At 58.4% G+C, this 19,405-nt stretch carries 22 protein-coding genes and 1 other RNA gene; 17 read left to right on the top strand and 6 right to left on the bottom strand.

The window, feature by feature from the left end; all coding sequences use genetic code 11:
- The first annotated feature begins 10 nt into the window (after nucleotides 1–10).
- From SLH47_RS14270 to SLH47_RS14195, 16 genes are all read left to right on the top strand, one after another.
- Nucleotides 11–1,051, top strand: coding sequence for an ABC transporter substrate-binding protein (locus SLH47_RS14270; RefSeq protein ID WP_320240224.1), 1,041 nt, complete (start codon nucleotides 11–13; stop codon nucleotides 1,049–1,051).
- A 154-nt stretch (nucleotides 1,052–1,205) separates the two neighbouring features.
- Complete coding sequence (locus SLH47_RS14265; RefSeq protein WP_320240223.1) at nucleotides 1,206–1,703, top strand: ClbS/DfsB family four-helix bundle protein; 498 nt, start codon at nucleotides 1,206–1,208, stop codon at nucleotides 1,701–1,703.
- Entirely contained in the window at nucleotides 1,700–2,041 is a 342-nt protein-coding gene (locus SLH47_RS14260; RefSeq protein ID WP_320240222.1) for a hypothetical protein, read from the top strand. The genes SLH47_RS14265 and SLH47_RS14260 overlap by 4 nt, the downstream gene beginning before the upstream one ends.
- A gap of 69 nt (nucleotides 2,042–2,110) precedes the next feature.
- A complete protein-coding gene (locus SLH47_RS14255) occupies nucleotides 2,111–2,581 on the top strand; it encodes a copper chaperone PCu(A)C (protein WP_320240221.1) in 471 nt (156 codons plus the stop codon).
- 51 nt (nucleotides 2,582–2,632) lie between these two features.
- Nucleotides 2,633–3,238 (top strand): SCO family protein, encoded by a 606-nt coding sequence (locus tag SLH47_RS14250; RefSeq protein ID WP_320240220.1) that lies wholly within the window; start codon nucleotides 2,633–2,635, stop codon nucleotides 3,236–3,238.
- A 79-nt stretch (nucleotides 3,239–3,317) separates the two neighbouring features.
- Nucleotides 3,318–4,667 (top strand): oxygen-independent coproporphyrinogen III oxidase, encoded by a 1,350-nt coding sequence (hemN, locus tag SLH47_RS14245; protein WP_320240219.1) that lies wholly within the window; start codon nucleotides 3,318–3,320, stop codon nucleotides 4,665–4,667.
- 61 nt (nucleotides 4,668–4,728) lie between these two features.
- The gene (locus SLH47_RS14240; protein ID WP_320240218.1) at nucleotides 4,729–5,073 is read left to right on the top strand and encodes a DUF4345 family protein; all 345 of its coding nucleotides are present in this window, start codon (nucleotides 4,729–4,731) and stop codon (nucleotides 5,071–5,073) included.
- A gap of 16 nt (nucleotides 5,074–5,089) precedes the next feature.
- Nucleotides 5,090–5,437: a transfer-messenger RNA gene (gene ssrA, locus SLH47_RS14235) on the top strand.
- Between the two features lie 103 nt (nucleotides 5,438–5,540).
- Nucleotides 5,541–6,197, top strand: a complete 657-nt coding sequence (locus SLH47_RS14230) for a DUF1194 domain-containing protein (RefSeq protein WP_320240217.1) — start codon at nucleotides 5,541–5,543, stop codon at nucleotides 6,195–6,197.
- Between the two features lie 111 nt (nucleotides 6,198–6,308).
- Nucleotides 6,309–7,106, top strand: coding sequence for a sulfurtransferase/chromate resistance protein (locus SLH47_RS14225; RefSeq protein ID WP_320240216.1), 798 nt, complete (start codon nucleotides 6,309–6,311; stop codon nucleotides 7,104–7,106).
- Entirely contained in the window at nucleotides 7,103–8,356 is a 1,254-nt protein-coding gene (gene chrA, locus SLH47_RS14220) for a chromate efflux transporter (RefSeq protein ID WP_320240215.1), read from the top strand. The genes SLH47_RS14225 and chrA overlap by 4 nt, the downstream gene beginning before the upstream one ends.
- 66 nt (nucleotides 8,357–8,422) lie before the next feature.
- Entirely contained in the window at nucleotides 8,423–8,902 is a 480-nt protein-coding gene (locus tag SLH47_RS14215) for an SspB family protein (protein ID WP_320240214.1), read from the top strand.
- A 20-nt stretch (nucleotides 8,903–8,922) separates the two neighbouring features.
- The gene (locus SLH47_RS14210) at nucleotides 8,923–9,483 is read left to right on the top strand and encodes a hypothetical protein (RefSeq protein ID WP_320240213.1); all 561 of its coding nucleotides are present in this window, start codon (nucleotides 8,923–8,925) and stop codon (nucleotides 9,481–9,483) included.
- Nucleotides 9,484–9,585: 102 nt separating this feature from the next.
- Nucleotides 9,586–10,977: a class II fumarate hydratase gene (fumC, locus tag SLH47_RS14205; protein ID WP_320240212.1), complete on the top strand. Its 1,392-nt coding sequence runs from the start codon at nucleotides 9,586–9,588 to the stop codon at nucleotides 10,975–10,977.
- A complete protein-coding gene (locus SLH47_RS14200) occupies nucleotides 10,974–11,147 on the top strand; it encodes a DUF4169 family protein (RefSeq protein ID WP_320240211.1) in 174 nt (57 codons plus the stop codon). Before fumC ends, SLH47_RS14200 begins: the two co-directional genes overlap by 4 nt.
- Entirely contained in the window at nucleotides 11,140–11,367 is a 228-nt protein-coding gene (locus tag SLH47_RS14195) for a ribbon-helix-helix domain-containing protein (RefSeq protein ID WP_320240210.1), read from the top strand. The genes SLH47_RS14200 and SLH47_RS14195 overlap by 8 nt, the downstream gene beginning before the upstream one ends.
- Here SLH47_RS14195 and SLH47_RS14190 read toward each other — a convergent pair.
- The 4 genes from SLH47_RS14190 to SLH47_RS14175 form a co-directional block, all read right to left on the bottom strand.
- On the bottom strand, nucleotides 11,358–11,606 hold the full coding sequence (locus SLH47_RS14190; protein WP_320240209.1) for a hypothetical protein: 249 nt from the start codon (nucleotides 11,604–11,606) through the stop codon (nucleotides 11,358–11,360). The genes SLH47_RS14195 and SLH47_RS14190 overlap by 10 nt on opposite strands.
- Nucleotides 11,607–11,836: 230 nt before the next feature.
- Nucleotides 11,837–13,141, bottom strand: coding sequence for a cytochrome P450 (locus SLH47_RS14185; protein ID WP_320240378.1), 1,305 nt, complete (start codon nucleotides 13,139–13,141; stop codon nucleotides 11,837–11,839).
- Nucleotides 13,142–13,200: 59 nt separating this feature from the next.
- On the bottom strand, nucleotides 13,201–14,475 hold the full coding sequence (locus SLH47_RS14180) for a hypothetical protein (RefSeq protein WP_320240208.1): 1,275 nt from the start codon (nucleotides 14,473–14,475) through the stop codon (nucleotides 13,201–13,203).
- A 95-nt stretch (nucleotides 14,476–14,570) separates the two neighbouring features.
- Nucleotides 14,571–15,326, bottom strand: coding sequence for a cytochrome c biogenesis protein CcdA (locus SLH47_RS14175; protein ID WP_320240207.1), 756 nt, complete (start codon nucleotides 15,324–15,326; stop codon nucleotides 14,571–14,573).
- 103 nt (nucleotides 15,327–15,429) lie between these two features.
- Here SLH47_RS14175 and SLH47_RS14170 point away from each other — a divergent pair, with 103 nt between their 5' ends.
- The gene (locus tag SLH47_RS14170; protein WP_320240377.1) at nucleotides 15,430–15,657 is read left to right on the top strand and encodes a sulfurtransferase TusA family protein; all 228 of its coding nucleotides are present in this window, start codon (nucleotides 15,430–15,432) and stop codon (nucleotides 15,655–15,657) included.
- On the opposite strand, the gene denD is transcribed toward SLH47_RS14170, so the two are convergent.
- Complete coding sequence (gene denD, locus SLH47_RS14165; RefSeq protein ID WP_320240206.1) at nucleotides 15,636–16,601, bottom strand: D-erythronate dehydrogenase; 966 nt, start codon at nucleotides 16,599–16,601, stop codon at nucleotides 15,636–15,638. The two genes, SLH47_RS14170 and denD, sit on opposite strands and share 22 nt — an antisense overlap.
- On the bottom strand, nucleotides 16,601–19,243 hold the full coding sequence (locus tag SLH47_RS14160; protein WP_320240205.1) for a ribonuclease E/G: 2,643 nt from the start codon (nucleotides 19,241–19,243) through the stop codon (nucleotides 16,601–16,603). Before SLH47_RS14160 ends, denD begins: the two co-directional genes overlap by 1 nt.
- Between the last annotated feature and the right edge of the window lie 162 nt (nucleotides 19,244–19,405).

The raw sequence follows: 19,405 nt of genomic DNA, 5'->3' as shown, positions 1-19,405 counted from the left end.
AGAACCTGCCATGAAATTCACCACGCTTTTGGGCGCTGTCTCAGCCACGGCGCTAGCCACAGCCGCGGCGGCACAGGATGCCGACCTGCTCGTTTTTGATTATTCGGGTTTCGAAGACCCCGCCTTCCATCAGGATTACGTCGAAAAGCACGGGGACAGTCCGACTTTCGCTTTCTTCGGCGACGAAGATGAGGCGTTTCAGAAAATCCGGGCGGGGTTTGAGGCCGATGTCGCCCATATCTGCGCCGGATCCGTCACGCGCTGGACCGAAAGCGGGATTATTGAGCCGTGGGATACTTCCCGCATTCCGGCCTATGGCGATCTCGACAGCAATCTGACGGGTGAGGATATCGGTGGCGGTGCCACCTACTTCATCCCGGTCGATTTTGGCTCGACCGCCATCGCCTATAATCTTGACGAAGTGCCGGCCGAGGATGTCGCCACGCTCGACGTCTTCAAGAACCCCGCCTATGCGGGCCGCCTCACCCTGCCCGACAATGTCGATGACGCCTATGCGCTCGCCTACCTCGCCACAGGCGTGGACAACTGGGCTACGGCGACAGATGCAGAATTCGAAGCCGCCTCCAACTGGCTGCGCGAGGTGCATCCGAACCTGCGCACCTACTGGACCGACCCGGCCGAACTGGCGCAGCTGATGTCTTCAGGCGAGATTCTGGTCAGCTGGGCCTGGAACGAGACCTATCCGACCATGAAGGATGAGGGCCGCCCGATTGCATTCCAGCGCGAAGCCGCTGAAGGCTCATCACTGTGGCTGTGCGGCTATGTGAACCTCGTTGATGGTCAGGGGGTTGAAGACAAGGCCTATGACTACATCAACGCGATGCTCGCCGAATCGTCCGTCGTGCCGTTGCTTGAGGCGGGCTACGGCTCTTCCAACGCCGCCGCCCTCACGGGCGTGCTGACCGAGGAGGACCTCGAAGCCGCCGGTTTGGGCGTGATCGACGTGCCGGTCCTCGCGCAGTTGCCGATGAGTAATGAGATGCGTGAGCGGCAGGCTGAGACGTTCGAGCTGATCAAGGCCGGGTTCTAAGCATCCCGCGATACAAAATGATCGGGCGGTGTCTTTCACCGCCCGTTTTTGCTTTGTGACGCCCAATTCGGCGCTGCTACCGCAACCAACTGATCTGCATCAAAGCGCCGCAGTGATGCGGCGCTACTCTCCGCTTGAATAACAGGAGAACATGATGCCAGCTGCCACGAACAAAGCCGATCTTCGCGCAGTCACCGAAAAGGATTTTGCGAGACTTGCCCAATTGTTAGAGGGCATTGATGAAGCCACTGCCTATATCCCTCATGACGACACAACCATCAAGGATGTGGTCGGTCACAGGGCCCATTGGACGGAGATTTTCTTTGACTGGTACAATGACGGAAAGGCCGGAAAACCGGTGTACATGCCCGCCAAAGGGTATAAATGGAACGAGCTGAAACGCTACAACGCCGATCTGCGGGAACGCCAAGCCGATCTGTCCTGGGAAGACGTGCAAAAGATGCTGAATGACAGCCACAAAAAGCTGATCGATTTCATCGACGCGCATAGCGATGCAGAGCTTTATGGCGGCCCGATGCCAGGCGGCGGCAATAACAAATGGACCACGGGCCGCTTTGCCGAGGCGTCCGGGCCCAGCCATTACCGCTCTGCCGCGAAATACATCCGCGCCGTGATCCGGGCCAACGCATGATATTCCGCGGGATCATTACAGCGATCCTGCTGGTGGCGCTGACGCTTGTCAGTTTCGGCCACAAGACCCTGTCGCCCCAGACTGAGGCGCAAGTCGATGCCTACATTCTGGCCGGTGGCGACTGGGCGGAATTGTGTGGCGAGGGCGGAGACCCCCTCGCCCATGCCAACAAATGCATGGCCTGCCTTATCGCACAGGCCTGCGCCCTGCCTACACCTACTGCGAACGCTACACAGCTCTCGACCAGCGCGCCTCTGAACTGGACACTTGCCTTGGAAACGGCCGTTCTAGTCGCTCCGCCTTCATCCCATCCGGCACGGGCGCCGCCTTTCGTCTGATCTGAACTCACATCAAAACATCAGATCATCGCCGCAGCTCTGTCTGCGCGCAAAGCGAAAGACAAACCTATGAAAATGACCAAACTGGCCGCACTGGCCTTCCTCACCGCAATTGGAACCGCCGCTTCGGCTGACATGCAAATCGCCGATATCCGCGCCTTCGAAACTGCGCCAACGGCCATGGCTGGCGGCGGTTTTATGCGGATCACCAATACCGGCGCTACGGATGACCGTCTTGTCGCGGTTGAGGCCAATTTCCCGCGTGTTGAACTTCACTCTCATGACTTCGACAATGAAGGGATCGCGCGCATGATCCACCTCGAAGACGGGATCGTAATCCCCGCCGGTGAAACCGTGACGTTGGAGCCCGGCGGTCTGCACGTGATGTTCATGGGGCTGCGCGGTAGCCCCCTTGTCGCCGGTGAAACTGTCGACGCAACCCTGATCTTTGAGGATGCAGGGCCCGTTTCAGTAACTTTCGACATCGTCAAGCGCGACATGCAGCATGAGCACAACCACAGCGACGGTCACAATCACTAATTCACAAGGGGGCGGCCTCAGTCCCCCCTCGACATACCAAGGAGATTGCCGATGAAATCTGTTATCTTTGGCACCACAACATTAGCCGTCGCCGCGGGCCTCGGCATTTACGTCTGGCAGGCCCAGAACGCGACTGCGCACCCCTGCGGCGACACTGCCGTCGCCGGTGGCGCGATTGGTGGCCCGTTTGAACTGATCTCGGAAACCGGCGAAACGGTGACCGACGCCGATGTTATCACCAAACCGACCCTGATCTATTTCGGCTACACGTTCTGCCCCGATGTCTGCCCGCTGGACACGATGCGCAACGCGCAAGCCGCTTATATGCTCGAAGACCAGGGGCTTGATATCGGGACCGTCTTTATCTCGGTCGATCCACCACGTGACACGGTGGAGGTCGTGCGCGACTTCACCGACAACTTCCACGAAGACATGATCGGGCTGACGGGCACGCCGGAACAGATCAAAGCTGCTTCACAGGCCTACAAGACCTATTACCGCGCGCAGGAAGGCGACCCGGAATTCTACCTCGTCGATCATTCAACCCAGACATACCTGATGTTCCCTGAAACAGGTTTTGCGACCTTCTTTCGCCGCGACAACAGCCCTGAACAAGTGGCCGAAACCACGGCGTGTTTCATCGACCAGCTCGCATAGCCTGAAGCGGCAGGGCGCGATGCGCGATTAGTTGACCTAGATCAACTTGGCGGTTCTGGCATTCTGTCAAAACAGGCTAATGGATCATCTGACAAATCTCCGCAGGCTCGGGCTGTTTGATGCCCGGGTCCCGCGCTACACCAGCTACCCGCCTGCGACCGCCTTTGACGCCCAAATCGGGGAAGACTTCCAAAGGGAGTGCTTGCAGCAACTCGACCCGGCGCAGCCTGTCTCTGTCTATATCCACATCCCGTTTTGTGAACGGCTTTGCTGGTTCTGCGCCTGTCGCACACAAGGGACCAGCACGCTGAAGCCCGTGGCGCATTACATGGACGTGTTGAAGCAAGAGCTTGCGATGCTGCGCACCACTCTGCCTGATGGCGTTCGCATGGGGCAGATGCATTGGGGTGGCGGCACCCCCACAATCCTGCCGCCAGAGATGATCAAAGACCTCGCGACGGCCCTGAAAGAGACGATCCCGCCTGCGGAGGACTTCAGCTTTTCGGTCGAGATCGATCCGACCCTGGTCGATCAGGGTAAGATTGACATGCTGGCCGCGATGGGCATGACACGGGCGAGCATCGGCATTCAGGACTTTGATCCAGAGGTCCAGAACGCCATCGGACGCGAACAAAGCTTCGCCGCGACGCTGTCTTGCGTCGAAAGCCTGCGCACAGCCGGGATACATTCACTCAACACCGATCTGGTCTATGGCCTGCCCCATCAGACGGCAGAGCGGTTTGACGCAACGCTGGATCAGGTGCACCAGCTTGATCCTGACCGCGTGGCCCTCTTCGGCTACGCCCATGTGCCGACATTTTCAAAACGCCAAAAGCTGATCCCGAATGACGCCCTACCGGATGAAGAGGCCCGCTATGCCCTCGCCCAGCAGGCAGCGAAACGCTTCACCGAAGCCGGGTATCAGGCCATCGGGATCGATCATTTCGGCAAGCCGTCTGACAGTCTGACCAAAGCTGCAAATGCCGGCCATTTGCGCCGCAATTTCCAGGGCTACACCGATGATACATGCCCGACGCTGATCGGCATCGGTGCATCCTCGATCTCACAATTCGCGCAAGGCTATGTGCAGAACGCAGCTGCCACCGCGGCCTATGGCGAGCGGATCGAGGCTGGCAAGCTGGCTGGGCATCGGGGCTATGCGCTGACGCAGTCTGACCTTTTGCGTGCAGATGCGATCAATATGCTGATGTGCGATTTCGAGATTGATCTTGCCAAACTCAATGCTCATCCCGACGCGGAAGACCTCGTTGAGGTTCACGCAAGCGTCGTACGCGATTTCAAGGGCTACGTGGTCCAGAAATGGGACAAGATCCGCATTACCGACGCCGGACGCCCGCTCACACGGATCATCGCCCAGCGTTACGACAGCTTCAGCGATATCGTGGCGCAATACTCGCAGGCTTCATAAGCACCATTGAACTCGGCACGGATCGCCCCATGTCGCAGGCTGCAGAACGAAGGGCCGCCCTATGGACATCATCAATATCATCTTTGCCTTGCTCAGTATCGGCCTGGGCTGTTTCGGTTGGCTCGCCCCGCGCTACACGATGGGCGCGCTTGACCTGACAATGGGCGAGACGACGATGGGTGCCTCTGAGGTGCGCGCCTCCGTTGGGTGTCTCTTTGTGGGCATGGGGATCGGCGCACTGATCTTGGGCAGTCCAGAGGCTTACGTGATGCTTGGCTTTTGCTGGTGCGGGGCAGCTTTGGGGCGGCTGACATCCATTGTCCTTGACGGCAATTCGCAAAAGAAACTTGTGTATTTCCTGGTTGAAGCGGCGGTTGGCATTCCGGCAATTTGGCTCAATCTCTAACCAGTTCGCGCAACGCAACCTTGCGAGAGCGCCGGACCTCGCTTATATCTTTCACGTCCTTCGGGACTATGGACATAAACGCGCTCGTAATAAGCGGATCGGACCCGGGGGCGGTACCCGGCGGCTCCACCAATATCCTTCGTTTGAGGATCATGGGGCCGAAACAGGATCGACGAACGTCTAAAGGGGTTTGCTTTGTCTCGGTGAGATACCACCGTTATCGGTTCAAATAAGCTAGTTGCAAACGACAACAGAGCTCCAGTTGCCCTCGCTGCTTAAGCAGTGCGGAAGACTGAAATCTAACTCCTAAGGTTTAGCGACCTTGGGCGGGGTTCGCAGGTACCTGGCAACAGAAACCTGCATTTCCTTCACATTGTTGCGCAATCCACGGCCTATGGCAGACCATATTTTGGGCGCATGCAATGTTGTGACTTGCAAACACAAAGGTCCCTGCGCACGATGCGGTGATGAGGCTTTGTTGGTTTGCATTTTGTGTAGGTCTGGCCACGCTCCCTGTCGTGGCGCGGGCCTGTGATACAGCCCTTGTTCTGACTATCGATGTCTCCAATTCCATTGATACCGCAGAGTATCGCCTGCAAACCGATGGCCTTGCCGACGCGCTCGAAGATCCTGAAATCGTTGACACAATGGTTAGCGGAGGTGCGACCATCACCGTTGTGCAATGGTCTGGGGTCGACAAGCAGACCGTTTCTATTCCCTGGACCCGCATCACAACCGCACTTGATGCCCAATCGCTGGCCCGACAGGCCCGTTTGATGGAACGCGCCTTTGTTCTGTCCGACACTGCGCCCGCAGAGGCAATCTACTATTCCCTGCGGCTTTTTGATCAGGTTCCGGAATGTCAGCGGCGGGTGATCGATGTCTCGGGTGACGGCACGCCTAATGGCGGCTCTGACGTGCGTGCGGCACGCAATGCAGCCGAACGCGAGGGCGTGACGATCAACGGCATCGCCATTGAATCCATGGGCCTCGCGATCACCAACTTTTATCGCAGTGCGGTGATCACCCGCGACGGCTTTGTGATGACCGCACGTACCCACCGGGAGTATCCTGCAACCATCCGGGCCAAGATCCTGCGTGAACTCAGCCGGATCTTTGGCTGAACTTGACGCGTCGACGCGCATCAAGCATGAATAGCGCGTGGGGTTTGCGACCACCCCGTGAGGTTCAGGCCAAAGCATCGCATCCACTGACGCTTTCAGAAAGGATGCAGAATGGCTGCCTTGAATGAGATTACCCCTGCCCAATTGATGCGGTTGATCGGAACCCCGGAATGCCCTGTTATTGTTGACGTTTGCATCGATGATGACTTTTCCGCTGATCCCTTCTTGGTGCCAACTGCCTTTCGGCATCCGCATACGGATATCGCTGGACTGAAGGAGCGTTTGACGCGTTCGAAGATCGTCTGCGTCTGCCAGAAGGGGCTAAAACTGTCACATGGTGTCGCGGCCTACCTGCGCGCAGACGGATATGATGCGCAGGTTCTTGAAGGCGGAAACCATGCGTGGCGGGCCGCTGGGCTGCCGCGCTTGGATGTCAAAAAAGTCCCAGGATCCACTTGGGTGACGCGGCACAGGCCAAAAATCGACCGGATCGCCTGCCCTTGGCTGATCCGTCGTTTTGTTGATCCCAACGCCACCTTCCTGTTTGTTCCGCCCGCAACTGTCATGGATGTCGCAGCGCGCTTTGATGCGACACCCTTTGACATCGAAGGCGTGGAATGGAGCCATGAAGGCGAAGATTGCACATTCGACATGATGATCAAAACCTTCGGCCTGAGCCACCCCGCGCTTGATGCGCTTGCCACTATCGTGCGGGCTGCGGACACCAATCAGCACGCGCTGGCACCGCAAGCCGCTGGACTGCTTGCGATTTCCGTCGGTTTGTCACGAATGTTTCGTGAAGATAATGCACAGCTTAACGCTGGAATGATTGTATATGACGCACTTTATCGCTGGGCGCGGGATGGCCAGAACGAAGGCCACGATTGGCCGAGCAGGCACGGCACATGACCGGTGATCTTGTGCGCGTTTTTGGCCGGATTGGCTTTTTGTCCTTTGGCGGGCCAGCAGCGCAGATCGCCCTGATGCATAAGGAGCTGGTCGAAAAGCGTGATTGGCTGACCGAAGAGCAATATTTGCGTGCCCTGTCGTTCTGCATGTTGCTGCCGGGACCGGAGGCGATGCAGCTGGCCACTTATGCCGGTTGGAAAAAGGGCGGTATCTGGGGTGGGCTGATCGGTGGTGGCCTTTTTGTCCTGCCCGGGGCGATTGTGATTGCCGCTTTAGCACTTGCCTATGGCGCCTACGGGAACCTGCCCGTCGCACAGGCGCTGTTCTTAGGTGTCAAAGCGACCGTCGTCGTCATCGTCATCGAAGCGCTTCTGAAAATCTCAAAACGGGCATTGAAGTCAGGGGCGCATGTCGCATTGGCGGTTGGCGCCTTCATCGCGCTCTTCTTCTTCGCCCTGCCCTTTCCGTTTGTCATCCTCGTGGCGGCGCTGATTGGTGCTGCGATGCAAGGAGCTGAGACGTCGGCAAGCGCCAAGCCGTCTGGCAGCTTACACGGCACGCTCCTGACCCTTGTGATCGGCGCCGCCATCTGGGCCGCGCCGTTTCTTCTGATCGCAGCCAGCGGCAGCACGTTTCTTCGCGATATCGGCCTTTTCTTTTCATTGCTTGCGGTGGTGACCTTTGGCGGCGCCTACGCCGTGCTTGCCTATATGACGCAAGAGGTTGTCGTCTCTTATCAATGGCTGACCACGCCGCAAATGATGGATGCGCTAGGCCTCGCGGAGACGACACCTGGCCCGCTGATCTTGGTCACACAATTTGTCGGCATGATCGCAGGCATGGCCCAAGGCGGGGTTGGTTTGGCGCTGATCGCAGGCGCGCTGACCTTATGGGTGACGTTTATCCCCTGCTTCATCTGGATTTTTGCGGGCGCACCGCTGATCGACTGGCTCGACGGCAAACCACGCCTGCGCGGAGCTTTGGCAGGCATCACTGCAGCCGTGGTCGGCGTGATTGCCAGCCTGTCACTGTGGTTTGCGGCCCACGTGTTCTTTTCCGACGTCCTGACAATAGATGCGGGCCCATTCCAGACGATTTGGCCCGCACTGAACAGCTTGCAACCAATTGCTGTGGCCCTCGCCATTGTCTCGGGCCTTCTGCTTTTGTGGCGCCACTGGCCGCTCCCCCTCGTACTGATCATTTCAGCGGCACTGAGCCTGCTGATTTCCTCCGCTCTGACGCTCAACTAAGAGTGACCCTTTTCACCGGGGCCGAATCCCCTATGCTGTAAACATGGGATTTGGGAAAGGACTGCCGTGACCAGTACCATCGACTATGGAAACCTGATGCACCGTGCCATGCGCGGGCTCATCCAAGAGGTGCTGACGCGGATTGAAAAAGACGGGCTGCCTGGTGCGCACCACTTTTTCATCACCTTTGATACAATGCATCCCGATGTGGAAATCGCCGATTGGCTCTCTGACCGGTATCCGGGTGAGATGACGGTCGTCATCCAGCACTGGTTCGATAATCTGAATGTCACCGATGAGGGGTTCACGATCACGCTGAACTTCGGCGACAATCCCGAAACGCTCTATATCCCTTACGATGCGATCAAGACGTTCGTTGATCCGTCGGTTGAGTTCGGTCTGCGGTTCGAGACACAGGAAGACGAAGACGCCGCCATCGTCGAAATCGATGAGGCACCCATGGAAGAAATGGTCGAACCCGAAGAAACGGCGCCCCAGGAACGCAAAGAGGCTGACGTGGTCAGCCTAGATCAATTCCGCAAGTAGAGCTTCCCGAGATCCTTACCATGACTGAACCGGTTTATCTGTCCGTGCGCCTACCCCTTAAGATCGGACCGATGGAGCGTTTTGAATTCTGGGAAGAGCCGCTCACCGAAATCCTCGAGGTGGAGGAATTGGGCGCGATCACCGGCGGTGGGACGATGATGGATCCCGAAGGTGACATCCTCTACTGCGATCTTGAGGTGGAGTTGCCTGATCTTGCCGATAAAACATTGGACAAGCTGCAAGACGCCCTGACGCGCTTGAACGCGCCAAAATCGACGTCGTTCGTCACAGATGACGGAACCGTTCTGCGCGAATTTGGCAATATCTCTGTCGTGGGTATAGGGCTTAACGGTGCCGACCTACCCGACAGCGCCTATGAAGGTTTTGATCCCGACGATTTCAACGATGAAGTCGTTGCCAGCCTTGGTGAAGGATACGCGTATGGCGGCAGTCATGCCGGGGAGAAGTACACTTTCTTTTATTACCATGGCAGCGATGCCGACCACATGAAGACTCGGCTCGCCGATATTGCGGCCGGTAAACCGATTGGTGAAGGCGCGCAGATTACTCAGCTTGCCTGATATCTGACTGTCGAAGTGCGGGTGGGTCGCCAAAAGCTGCTCTATTGCGGTTCACCTCACCGCTGCCTATAGGTTCGGCAGAACATGCCAAGGGGAGCGCAGATGACCGACACGCGTACAGAAACCGACAGTTTTGGCCCGCTTGAGGTGCCTGCAGATCGCTACTGGGGCGCGCAGACGCAACGCTCGATCATGAACTTCCCGATTGGTTGGGAAAAACAGCCCGTGGCAATTATCCGCGCGCTTGGCGTGATCAAACAGGCTTGCGCCATGGCCAACAAGGACCGCGGCAAGCTGGATGCGAAGCTGGCAGATGCGATGATTGAGGCGGCCGCGGAAGTTGTTGCAGGCAAGCTCGACGATCATTTTCCTTTGGTTGTGTGGCAAACCGGCTCTGGCACGCAATCGAACATGAACGCCAATGAGGTGATCAGCAACCGCGCCATTGAAATTCTGGGGGGCGTAATCGGGTCCAAAGAGCCGATCCACCCCAATGATCACTGCAATATGGGGCAATCGTCGAACGACACGTTCCCTACAGCTATGCATATCGCCGTTGCCACCACGGCGCATGATGTTTTGCTGCCGGGCCTCGCGAAACTTCACGCCGCGCTGGAGCAGAAACAGCAGGAATTCGACAAGATCATCAAGATCGGGCGCACCCACACCATGGACGCCACGCCCCTGACACTGGGTCAGGAGTTTTCGGGCTACGTCCACCAAGTCGCCATGGGTATCCGCCGCATCAAGGCCGCCCTGCCCGCAATCTATGAACTCGCACAGGGCGGCACGGCTGTTGGCACCGGGCTGAACTCGCCCAAAGGCTGGGGCGAGACGGTGGCCAAGAACATGGCTGAGATCACCGGCCTGCCCTTCGTGACCGCGCCAAACAAATTTGAAGCACTCGCCGCCCATGACGCCTTGGTCGAGATGTCGGGCGCGCTGAAAACCGTCGCCGCAAGCCTTTACAAGATCGCCTGTGACATTCGCATGCTGGGCTCTGGCCCGCGTTGCGGCTTGGGTGAATTGATGCTGCCGGAAAACGAACCCGGCTCCTCGATCATGCCCGGTAAGGTAAACCCAACGCAGGTCGAGGCGATCACTCAGGTCTGCGCACATGTCATGGGCAATGATGCCGCCGTTGGGTTCGCCGGAAGCCAGGGACATTTTGAGCTGAACGTGATGAAGCCGATGATGGCCTATAACGTCCTGCAATCCATGCAGTTGATCGGCGACGCGGCCAGCGCCTTTACCGACAACTGCGTCGTAGGCATCAAGGCCAATGAAGACCGGATCGAAAAGCTGATGCGGGAATCGCTCATGCTCGTCACCGCTTTGGCCCCGACAATCGGTTACGACAACGCCACAACCGTTGCCAAGACCGCGCATAAAAACGGTACAACTCTGAAAGAAGAGGCGATCAATCTCGGCTTTGTGGATGAAGACACCTTTGAAAAAGTCGTCCGCCCCGAAGATATGATTGGGCCCAAGTGAAGCCGATCAACCTCAACCAGGCACGCAAGGCCCGCGCCAAGACGCAGGCAAAAGCGCAAGCGGATCAGAACGCGATCCGCTTTGGGCGCACCAAGGCCGAAAAAGAGCGCGACAAGGCTGAGGTTGAAAGGGCCAACAAGCGTCTTGATCAACTGAGACGCGATGAGTGATCATCGGCGTCCGGTCAAACGGTCACTCACCATACGCGGTCACCGGACTAGCGTGTCGCTTGAAGACATATTCTGGGATGCATTCCGCGCGATTGCCGCAAAAGACGGGAAAACGATCAACGGGCTTGCAGCCGAGATAGATGCAAATCGCCGAGATATCGGTCTAGCGTCTGCCTTGCGGATTTACGTGTTTGAGAGAACGATCCGCGATCAGTCCTGAGAATAAAGCGCACCGCGCAGGTTCGACAAACGCTCACGATCCTGCTTTTCGGTGTCATTCAGCTTTGCGGGCTTGACGGGCTTCGCCTCTGCTGCACGACTTTTCTTGTCAAACAGGCGCGCAACCTCATGACCTTCCAGTTTCTTCTTGGGCTGCACCTGCGTGCCAGCCTCGGCCTTCTTGCGACCGAAAAGGCCCGAAAGACCACGTTTTGAAGATCCTGGCAGTGAAATTGTCATTGGTGGCCCCCAACACGTCGTTCATGCAGCGATATTATTTTGTGGCACAAAAAAGGCTGTCTCGCAATCACGACCCCGTGTAAAGAGCGGCGGAAACCCGCGTAAGCACCCCATTTTTATGGTGTATTTGAGACAAGTATGCCGGTTGGGGGCATTTTCCGTGTCACAATTGCATCATGATCGGTTTCTCAAATTGCTCTAAAAATGGGCGAGTAGGTCGATTGGCGGTTTCAGGGCGACATTCGCGGTCTGATTCGGAGCCAGATGCCGTCACGCGACCTTACTGTCAGGTGCGCAACCGGAACGGGAGCAGGCCGTTCAGAAAGCGAAAACTGAAAATGACGCAGGAGTGTGGCGAGCAGCACAATCCCTTCGATCATCGCAAATCCTGCACCTGTGCAGACGCGCGGACCGGCGGAAAACGGAATGAAGGCGTGGCGGGCGCAGTCCCGCCCATTGGCGGTGGTCCATCGGGCTGGATCAAAGGCATCAGGGTTATCCCACAGACGGTTTTGCCGATGCAGGTGCCAGGGCGACAGCACAATCTGAGCCCCGCGCCGGATGGCACGATTGCGAAAATGTTCGGGCCTGGTCGCTTCACGCACCATCATCGGCACTGGCGGGTAAAGCCGCAGCGTTTCGCGAAATACGTCGCGCGTCAGCGGGAGCTTCGAAAGATCGGCAAAATCACCTCCGAAGGCCATGGCCTCTGCGGCCAGCTTCTCCTGCCATTCAGGATAAAGTGCCAGGAGGTAGAGCGCCCATGCCAGGGCGGATGCGCTCGTCTCATGTCCCGCCAGAAAGAAGATCGCGACCTGATCGACCATTTCATCCGGGCTGAAGGTCTCACCCGTCTCCGGGTCCTTGGTCGTCAGGATCTTCGTCGCCAAGTCATCCGGGGCCGCCGCTTTGGCGATCAACGCAAGTCGCTCTTCGGTCAGCTTGGTGATCAGCGCCCGGATACTCCGTGCCGTTGCGACTGTACCGAGCCGGAAGAAGCGCGGCATCCAGCGCGGCCCAGGCACAAAAGCGGCAAGGTTCAGGATCGGTTGGCTACGCTGATAGCGCTTGAATTCAGCAAAGACCTTTGTGGCGGTTGCATCCTCAATCGGGATGGAGAAGAGCGTCCGAAAGATGACATCGGCGGCGATATGGCTGGTCAGCGCCTCAATCTCGTGCTCTGGCTCCGCGGCCGAGGCGATCATCCGGCCAACCGCCGCTTGCCCCGCTGCGACCATGCCGGGAAACGTATCCCGCAACCGCCCGCCTTCGAAAGCCGGGTCGATGATCCGCCGCTGTCTTTCCCAGACCGCGCCATTGGTCAGAAACACGCTGTTCCCAAGCAAAGGGCGCAACCCCGCGCCGATCCGGTCAGATTTCGGAAAGTCGGCCGGGCGGTCCTTGAGCACTGTTTTGATCAGATCCGTGTCATTGATCAGATAGCTGCGAAAGAACGGCGTGCGGAACTCCGCCATCCAGGCGCGGTAAAGCCGTGCTGGCTGCGCTGACAGGATGTCTTGACGGAAAAGCCGCATGTATCGCCAGAGTGAGACCTTATCCGGGCGTGATGCCGGTTTTGGCGGCAAGGGCTGCGTCACGGAATTATCGAGGTGTATTTTGATACGGCGATATCAATCCGCGAGGCCGAAGGCGGACGCCCGCGATAGCGCTCTGCCAATGTCGTTGGGCCAGCAGTGATCTGGAAGTAGTCATAATCCTTTGGCCGATCAAAGGCGCAAAGATACTGAAAATGCAGCCGAAAGAACCGCCAGCGCAGCTTGCGCCAAGTCTGGGGCTGCAGGCTTTGAGTAAACGCCGCCGAGATGACGAGCGGCCATTTCTTACCCGGCGGCGTCACGCCCGTCACCGCCACAGGATCGCAAAGCGCAAAGCAGCAGCCATCGCCGGGGGCTGAGACATCAACCCATGTCAGCGCCTCTTGCGTAGCGAGAAAGGCGAGATCGCCCCGCAGCCTGCGCGCCTTCGGCAGGAATGACATCATCGGCACGACTTGCCCCAGTGACAAAAACGCAAGACGCGGCCCATTTTCCGGCACGCGGCCTTCACGGATGAGATCAGCGATGATCGAGATGGCCAGATGTGCCCCCGAAGAGTGACCGACGATCAGCACCTCATCGGCACTGCCTTTCAGCGCTTCGGCAATCTCATCCCCAAAAACTTTCATCCGCTCCTCAAGCTCGGCAGGGTTCTGCCCCCAGAGCCGCGCAGAGAAGGCGTAATCATGCATCAGGTAATATGCGAAAAGCTTGTTATCCTTTGCCTTGAACCAGCGCAGCAGCACAAGGGCGACCCCCACCCAGATGACATAGCTGAGGATTGTCGCGAATGTACTGACGATATTGAAGAACAGCCCGCCCGTCAGACCGGTCAGCGCCAAGAGCCACATGAGCGCCGCCGCGACCCAACTGCCCAGGGTCGCACCCAGCCATAAGGCAAAGACAAGCTGCATGATCAGCATCGCGACCGGGTAGAGTGCAGCAATCACCGGCCCCTTGCGCATCCACATCAACCGCCTGAGCGCACCGGTGACAGTGTAAATCCAAGCGGTCTGGATCAGCTGCCAATAGGTCGCGGGGATCGATTGCGCCATGCTGTCGCGCACGATGTCTGACCAGACGAGCACATCAATGCGGGAGATGACCTCTTGCCCATCAATCCGCGCCTTTACCGCCCAGTAGAATTTGTCTTCCGCCGGGCCTGCATGGACCGAGATATCATATCCGCTGATCTCTGCCTGCGCGGCACTTTCCTTGCGGTAAAGCTCGCGATAGCGCCGCGGGTGGATCGGGTCATAGCCGGGAATGTGGAACACCCGGCGCTGCTGCACCGGCATCGCATCATCGCTCATCGTCCCGTCCTACCCGATGTCCCGTTTGCGGCAGGTTAACCCAAAGCAATCAGGAGTTTAAGCGACAAGACGCAGACCGCTTCGGGTGGCGTGACCTAGCCGATATAGGCAAGAGCCGGAAACTGCTCCAGCAGCCAGAAGCTGAACGCGGTGAATTGTCCGGTAACCATCATCAGACCGACGGTCCAGAGAAGCAGGCCCGAGGCACGCTCAATCTGGCTGAGATGCCGTTTCATCCACGCCATGGGGCCTTTCATGCGTGGAAAGAACGCCGCGACCAGCAGGAACGGAATACCCAGCCCCAGCGCATAAACCGACATGAGAACGGCGCCGCGCGCAACATCACCTTCGGAGAGAGCAAGGCTTAGAATGGCCGCAAGGATAGGACCCAGACAAGGTGTCCAGCCAAAAGCAAAGGCGAGACCAAGGATATAGGCGCCGAAAGCGGACCCACCGCGATCTCCCGTTTCGACCCGCACCTCGCGATCCAGAAAACCAATGCGGAACACGCCGATAAAATGCGCGCCAAAGATCATCACCACGATCCCGGCAATCGGCACGAACCACCCCTGAGCCTGCAAAAGCGCGCGACCCATTGTAGACGCGGCAAGACCTAGCAGTACAAAGATCGTGGACAATCCCAGCACAAAGAAGAGTGCCGTGATCAAGACGCGGCGACGCGCCGTGGCCGCTTCGTCCATCTCACTGACGGACACGCCGCCCATATAGGCCAGATAGGGCGGGACAATCGGCAAGACGCATGGGCTCAGGAACGACAGAATGCCGGCTAGCACCGCGATCATCATCGCGGGCAGCAAAGTGGCATCAAGTATCAGGGCTGAATCCAGCATCGCGACTCCTTCGCACCTAACTAGGGGAGTTGTCTTAAGAGGTCACCCGCCATCTTGTCACAACTTGGTGGACAATCTGAAACATGGCCTCTACCTCGAACGAATGACCTATGATGCAGAACTCGACGCCAAGGGGCTGCTCTGTCCACTGCCCGTCCTCAAGGCCCGCAAGCGCTTGCAGGCGCTGCAGTCAGGTCAGGTATTGCGCATGGAGGCTGATGATCCGGCAGCCATTGTCGATGTCCCGCATTTCTGCACGGAAGCGGGCCATGAATTGATGGACATGGCCGATAGCGACGCGGGCCAAGTCTATTTCATTCGAAAGGCCTGATCGAGGATCGCGTCAAACGCCGCATCGCCCCTGAAGTCAAGCGCTTGGGCGCGCGCGGTGTCAAAGTGGCTGGGCCACGTTTCCACGATGGCAGCAATCCGTTCATCGGGTTGAAAAGTAACAAGGTCCGCCACGGCATCCCCCGCTCTCGCTCGTAAGGCCGCCACCATGTCCTGCACCTTGATCTGCAGGCCCGGCGCGTTGAGCGCTCCAAAGCTGGGCCAATCCGCTTTGTCGACTCGAGCGGCATGATGTAGCGCATCCACCGCCACCTCAGGCGAGGCAATCCACATCTTGAGCGCCGGATCGACGGGGCAAATCGCTGTTTCTCCGGCAAGCGGCTCGCGGATGATCGAGGAGACAAAGGACGATGCAGCCGCATTCGGTTTGCCGGGTCGCACCGTGATAGTGGGCAGTCGCAAAGTGCGCGCGTCACACCAATCACGGCGGCGATAATCGGCCATGACAAGCTCCGCCATCGCCTTGGTGACGCCATATGTGTTGCGCGGCTGCACAGGGCTTGCCTCGGTCAGTGGCTCGGTCACACCATGCCCGTAGACGGCGAGCGATGACGTCCCGATGACAAGCGTGTCCGGCCCACAAGCGCGGGCTGCGGCCAGAACGGCTTTTGCCCCTCCTAAATTCACGTGCATGGCCAGATCAAAGTCCGCCTCGGCCTGACTGCTGACTATGGCGGCAAGGTGGTAAATGACGGTGGTATCAGCGGGCATAGCCGCGAGAACGGCCTTTTCGTCGGCAATATCGACCGGCTGAAAGATGGCGCCTGGGATGTCCGGCACCGTCGCGCCCGGTAGGTCCCACAGATGCAATGCCGGGTCCTTCAGATGCCACCCATAGGGCAGCGTCAAACCTTCGTCTGCGATCTTGCGCGCGAGCGCGGCGCCCAGAAAGCCGCACCCGCCAGTGATGATGACAGAGGCCATTAACGGCCCAGCGACCACCAGCCTTTCCGTTTCGGCTTTGCAGGCTCCGCTTCAGCAGCCACAGGCTCTGGCGCCGGTGCAGGCTCTGCCGCGACGGGCGCTGCCTCAACCACCGGAACCTCTGCCGGTTCAGCAGGTGGGGCGTCAGGTGCCGGTGCCTCGGCTTCTACAGCCGTTTCTTTGGGCTTCGCACGACTGCGGCGCTTGGGCTTGGGTTTCTCTTCTGCCGGCGCCGCCTCAGGCGTCTCCTCGGCACCTTCAGCCGCTTCGTCGGCCTTGGGCTCCGCCTTCTTGCGTGTGCGTGTCCGCTTCTTGGGGGCAGGTTTATCTTCAGCAGGTTCCGCCGGAACCTCTGCAGTCTCGGTCGTGTCTTCTGTCTCGACCTCCGTCGCCGCAGGTTCGGCTTTCTTGCGCCGTGTACGGGTGCGCTTCGGCTTTTCCTCTGGCGCTGGTGCATCGGTTTCTGGCTCGGCATCGGCGCTTACCGCCTCTGCCTCAGCCTCTTTCACCTGCTCGTCTTGGTTCTGATCGGCGGACTCAACCTGCTGGTTTTCACCATTGTTGCCACCTCCCCGGCGGCGGCGGCGACGGCGGCGTTTGCGCTTGGGTCGGTCCTCTTGCGCGGTATCGTCGTCAGTCACCTCGGCGGCGACCACGTCGTCATCATCGTCTTCCATCGCAACGATGGAGGTCACAACGGGTGCCGCTTCGGGCACAACGCGCGTTGCGGTCTTGAACTTTTCAATCGCGTAATCGGGCGAGACAAGCGTCGGATCACATTCGATCCGGATCGACATGCCATAGCGCCCTTCAATCTCGGCAATATGCTCACGCTTTCCGTTCATCAGGAAATTTGCAATCGTGATCGGTGCCTTGATCAGCACCTCCTTGGAACGCCCGCGTACGCCTTCCTCTTCCAGTGAGCGCAGGATGGACAGGGCCACGTTGTCGTCAGAGCGTAGGAGACCCGTGCCATGACAATGCGGACACATCTGCGTAGTCGCCTCGAGCATGCCCGGGCGCAGGCGCTGACGCGACATTTCCATGAGGCCAAAGCCCGAAATCCGGCCCACCTGAATGCGGGCGCGATCTGTCTTCAGCTTGTCCTTAAAGCGCTTCTCAACCGCGTTGTTGTTCTTGCGCTCATCCATATCGATGAAATCAATCACGATCAGGCCCGCAAGGTCGCGCAAGCGCAATTGGCGCGCCACCTCATCAGCAGCTTCCAGGTTCGTCTTCAGTGCCGTCTGCTCAATCGAGCCTTCCTTGGTCGCGCGGCCAGAGTTCACGTCGATGGCCACCAAAGCCTCGGTTATGCCGATTACGATGTAGCCGCCCGACGGAAGCTGGACTGTCGGGTTGAACATCGCCGAGAGATATCCCTCAACCTGATAGCGGGCGTAAAGCGGCAGTTGTTCGCTGTAGTATTTCACGTTCTTGGCATGGGACGGCATGATCATTTTCATGAAGTCCTTGGCCGTCCGATACCCTTCTTCACCCGCGACGATCACCTCGTCGATCTCTTTGGAATAAAGATCGCGGATGGAGCGTTTGATCAGGTCACCCTCTTCATAAATCTTCGCAGGCGCGATAGATTTGAGGGTGAGTTCGCGGATCTGTTCCCACATCCGCTGGAGGTACTCATAATCGCGCTTGATTTCGGCCTTCGTGCGCTGTGCGCCAGCCGTGCGGATGATCAGGCCCGCGCCATCGGGCACCGTCATGGCCGCCGCAATCTCTTTGAGCTTCTTGCGGTCGGCGGCATTGGTGATCTTGCGGCTGATCCCGCCACCGCGCGCGGTGTTGGGCATCAGGACGCAATAGCGCCCCGCAAGCGACAGATAGGTCGTGAGGGCCGCGCCTTTGTTGCCGCGTTCCTCTTTGACGACCTGAATCAGAAGGATCTGGCGGACCTTGATAACCTCTTGAATTTTATATCGTTTCGGGCGCGGCTTGCGAAGAGGGCGCACCTCATCAGTGTCGTCTTCTTCCGCAACGCTTTCGATATCGTCATCTTTGGCGTCTTCACTGTCTTCAGCTTCGGCCTCAACCTCAGGCTGCCCTGCCTCATCTGCGACAGCTTCATCCTCTGTCACATCCTCGTCAGCCGCAGGGGTTTCGACCGGCGTTTCCGCGACAAGCTCCATGGGGGAGCTGCCTTCGATCTCATCCTCCAGATCGATGGTCTCCATCCCGGCGATATCGCCGGACGTTTCCTCTTCCGGCGTTTCCACCTCTTCGGTGATAACCGCATCATCAGCCGTTGCGTCGGCTGCCTTCGTGCGGCTGCGACGGCGGCGCTTGGGCTTGGGCTTTTCCTCTTCTGCCTCGGCCTCGGCTTTCAGCGCCTCGGCATAGGCCTTTTCCTCGGCGATCAGCGCTTCGCGGTCAGCAACGGGGATCTGGTAATAATCGGGATGGATTTCCGAGAAGGCGAGGAAGCCATGGCGGTTGCCGCCATAATCCACAAAAGCTGCCTGAAGCGAGGGTTCAACCCGCGTCACTTTGGCCAGATAGATATTCCCAGCAAGCTGTCGCTTGAACTGGCTTTCGAAATCAAATTCTTCGACTTTGTTCCCGTCGACCACAACAACGCGGGTTTCTTCCGCGTGGGTGGCATCGATTAGCATTTTCTTTGGCATGTTGTCCGTTCGCACATAAGCGCCGTCGCGCCCCGGGGGGTGCTGTGCTGCGCGTTATGTGTCTGATTAAGGCGATCTGCGCGTCGGCAAAGGCGGGGCCCCTTGGGGCCGCAGCGACTGTGCCTGTATCATGCGCGCTTTGCATCGCGTTTCTTCTCCGAC

This window comes from Cognatiyoonia sp. IB215182, assembly GCF_033963905.1.
In the GTDB taxonomy this organism is placed as follows: Bacteria; Pseudomonadota; Alphaproteobacteria; order Rhodobacterales; family Rhodobacteraceae; genus Yoonia.
This window is presented reverse-complemented; position numbering and strand designations above follow the sequence as displayed.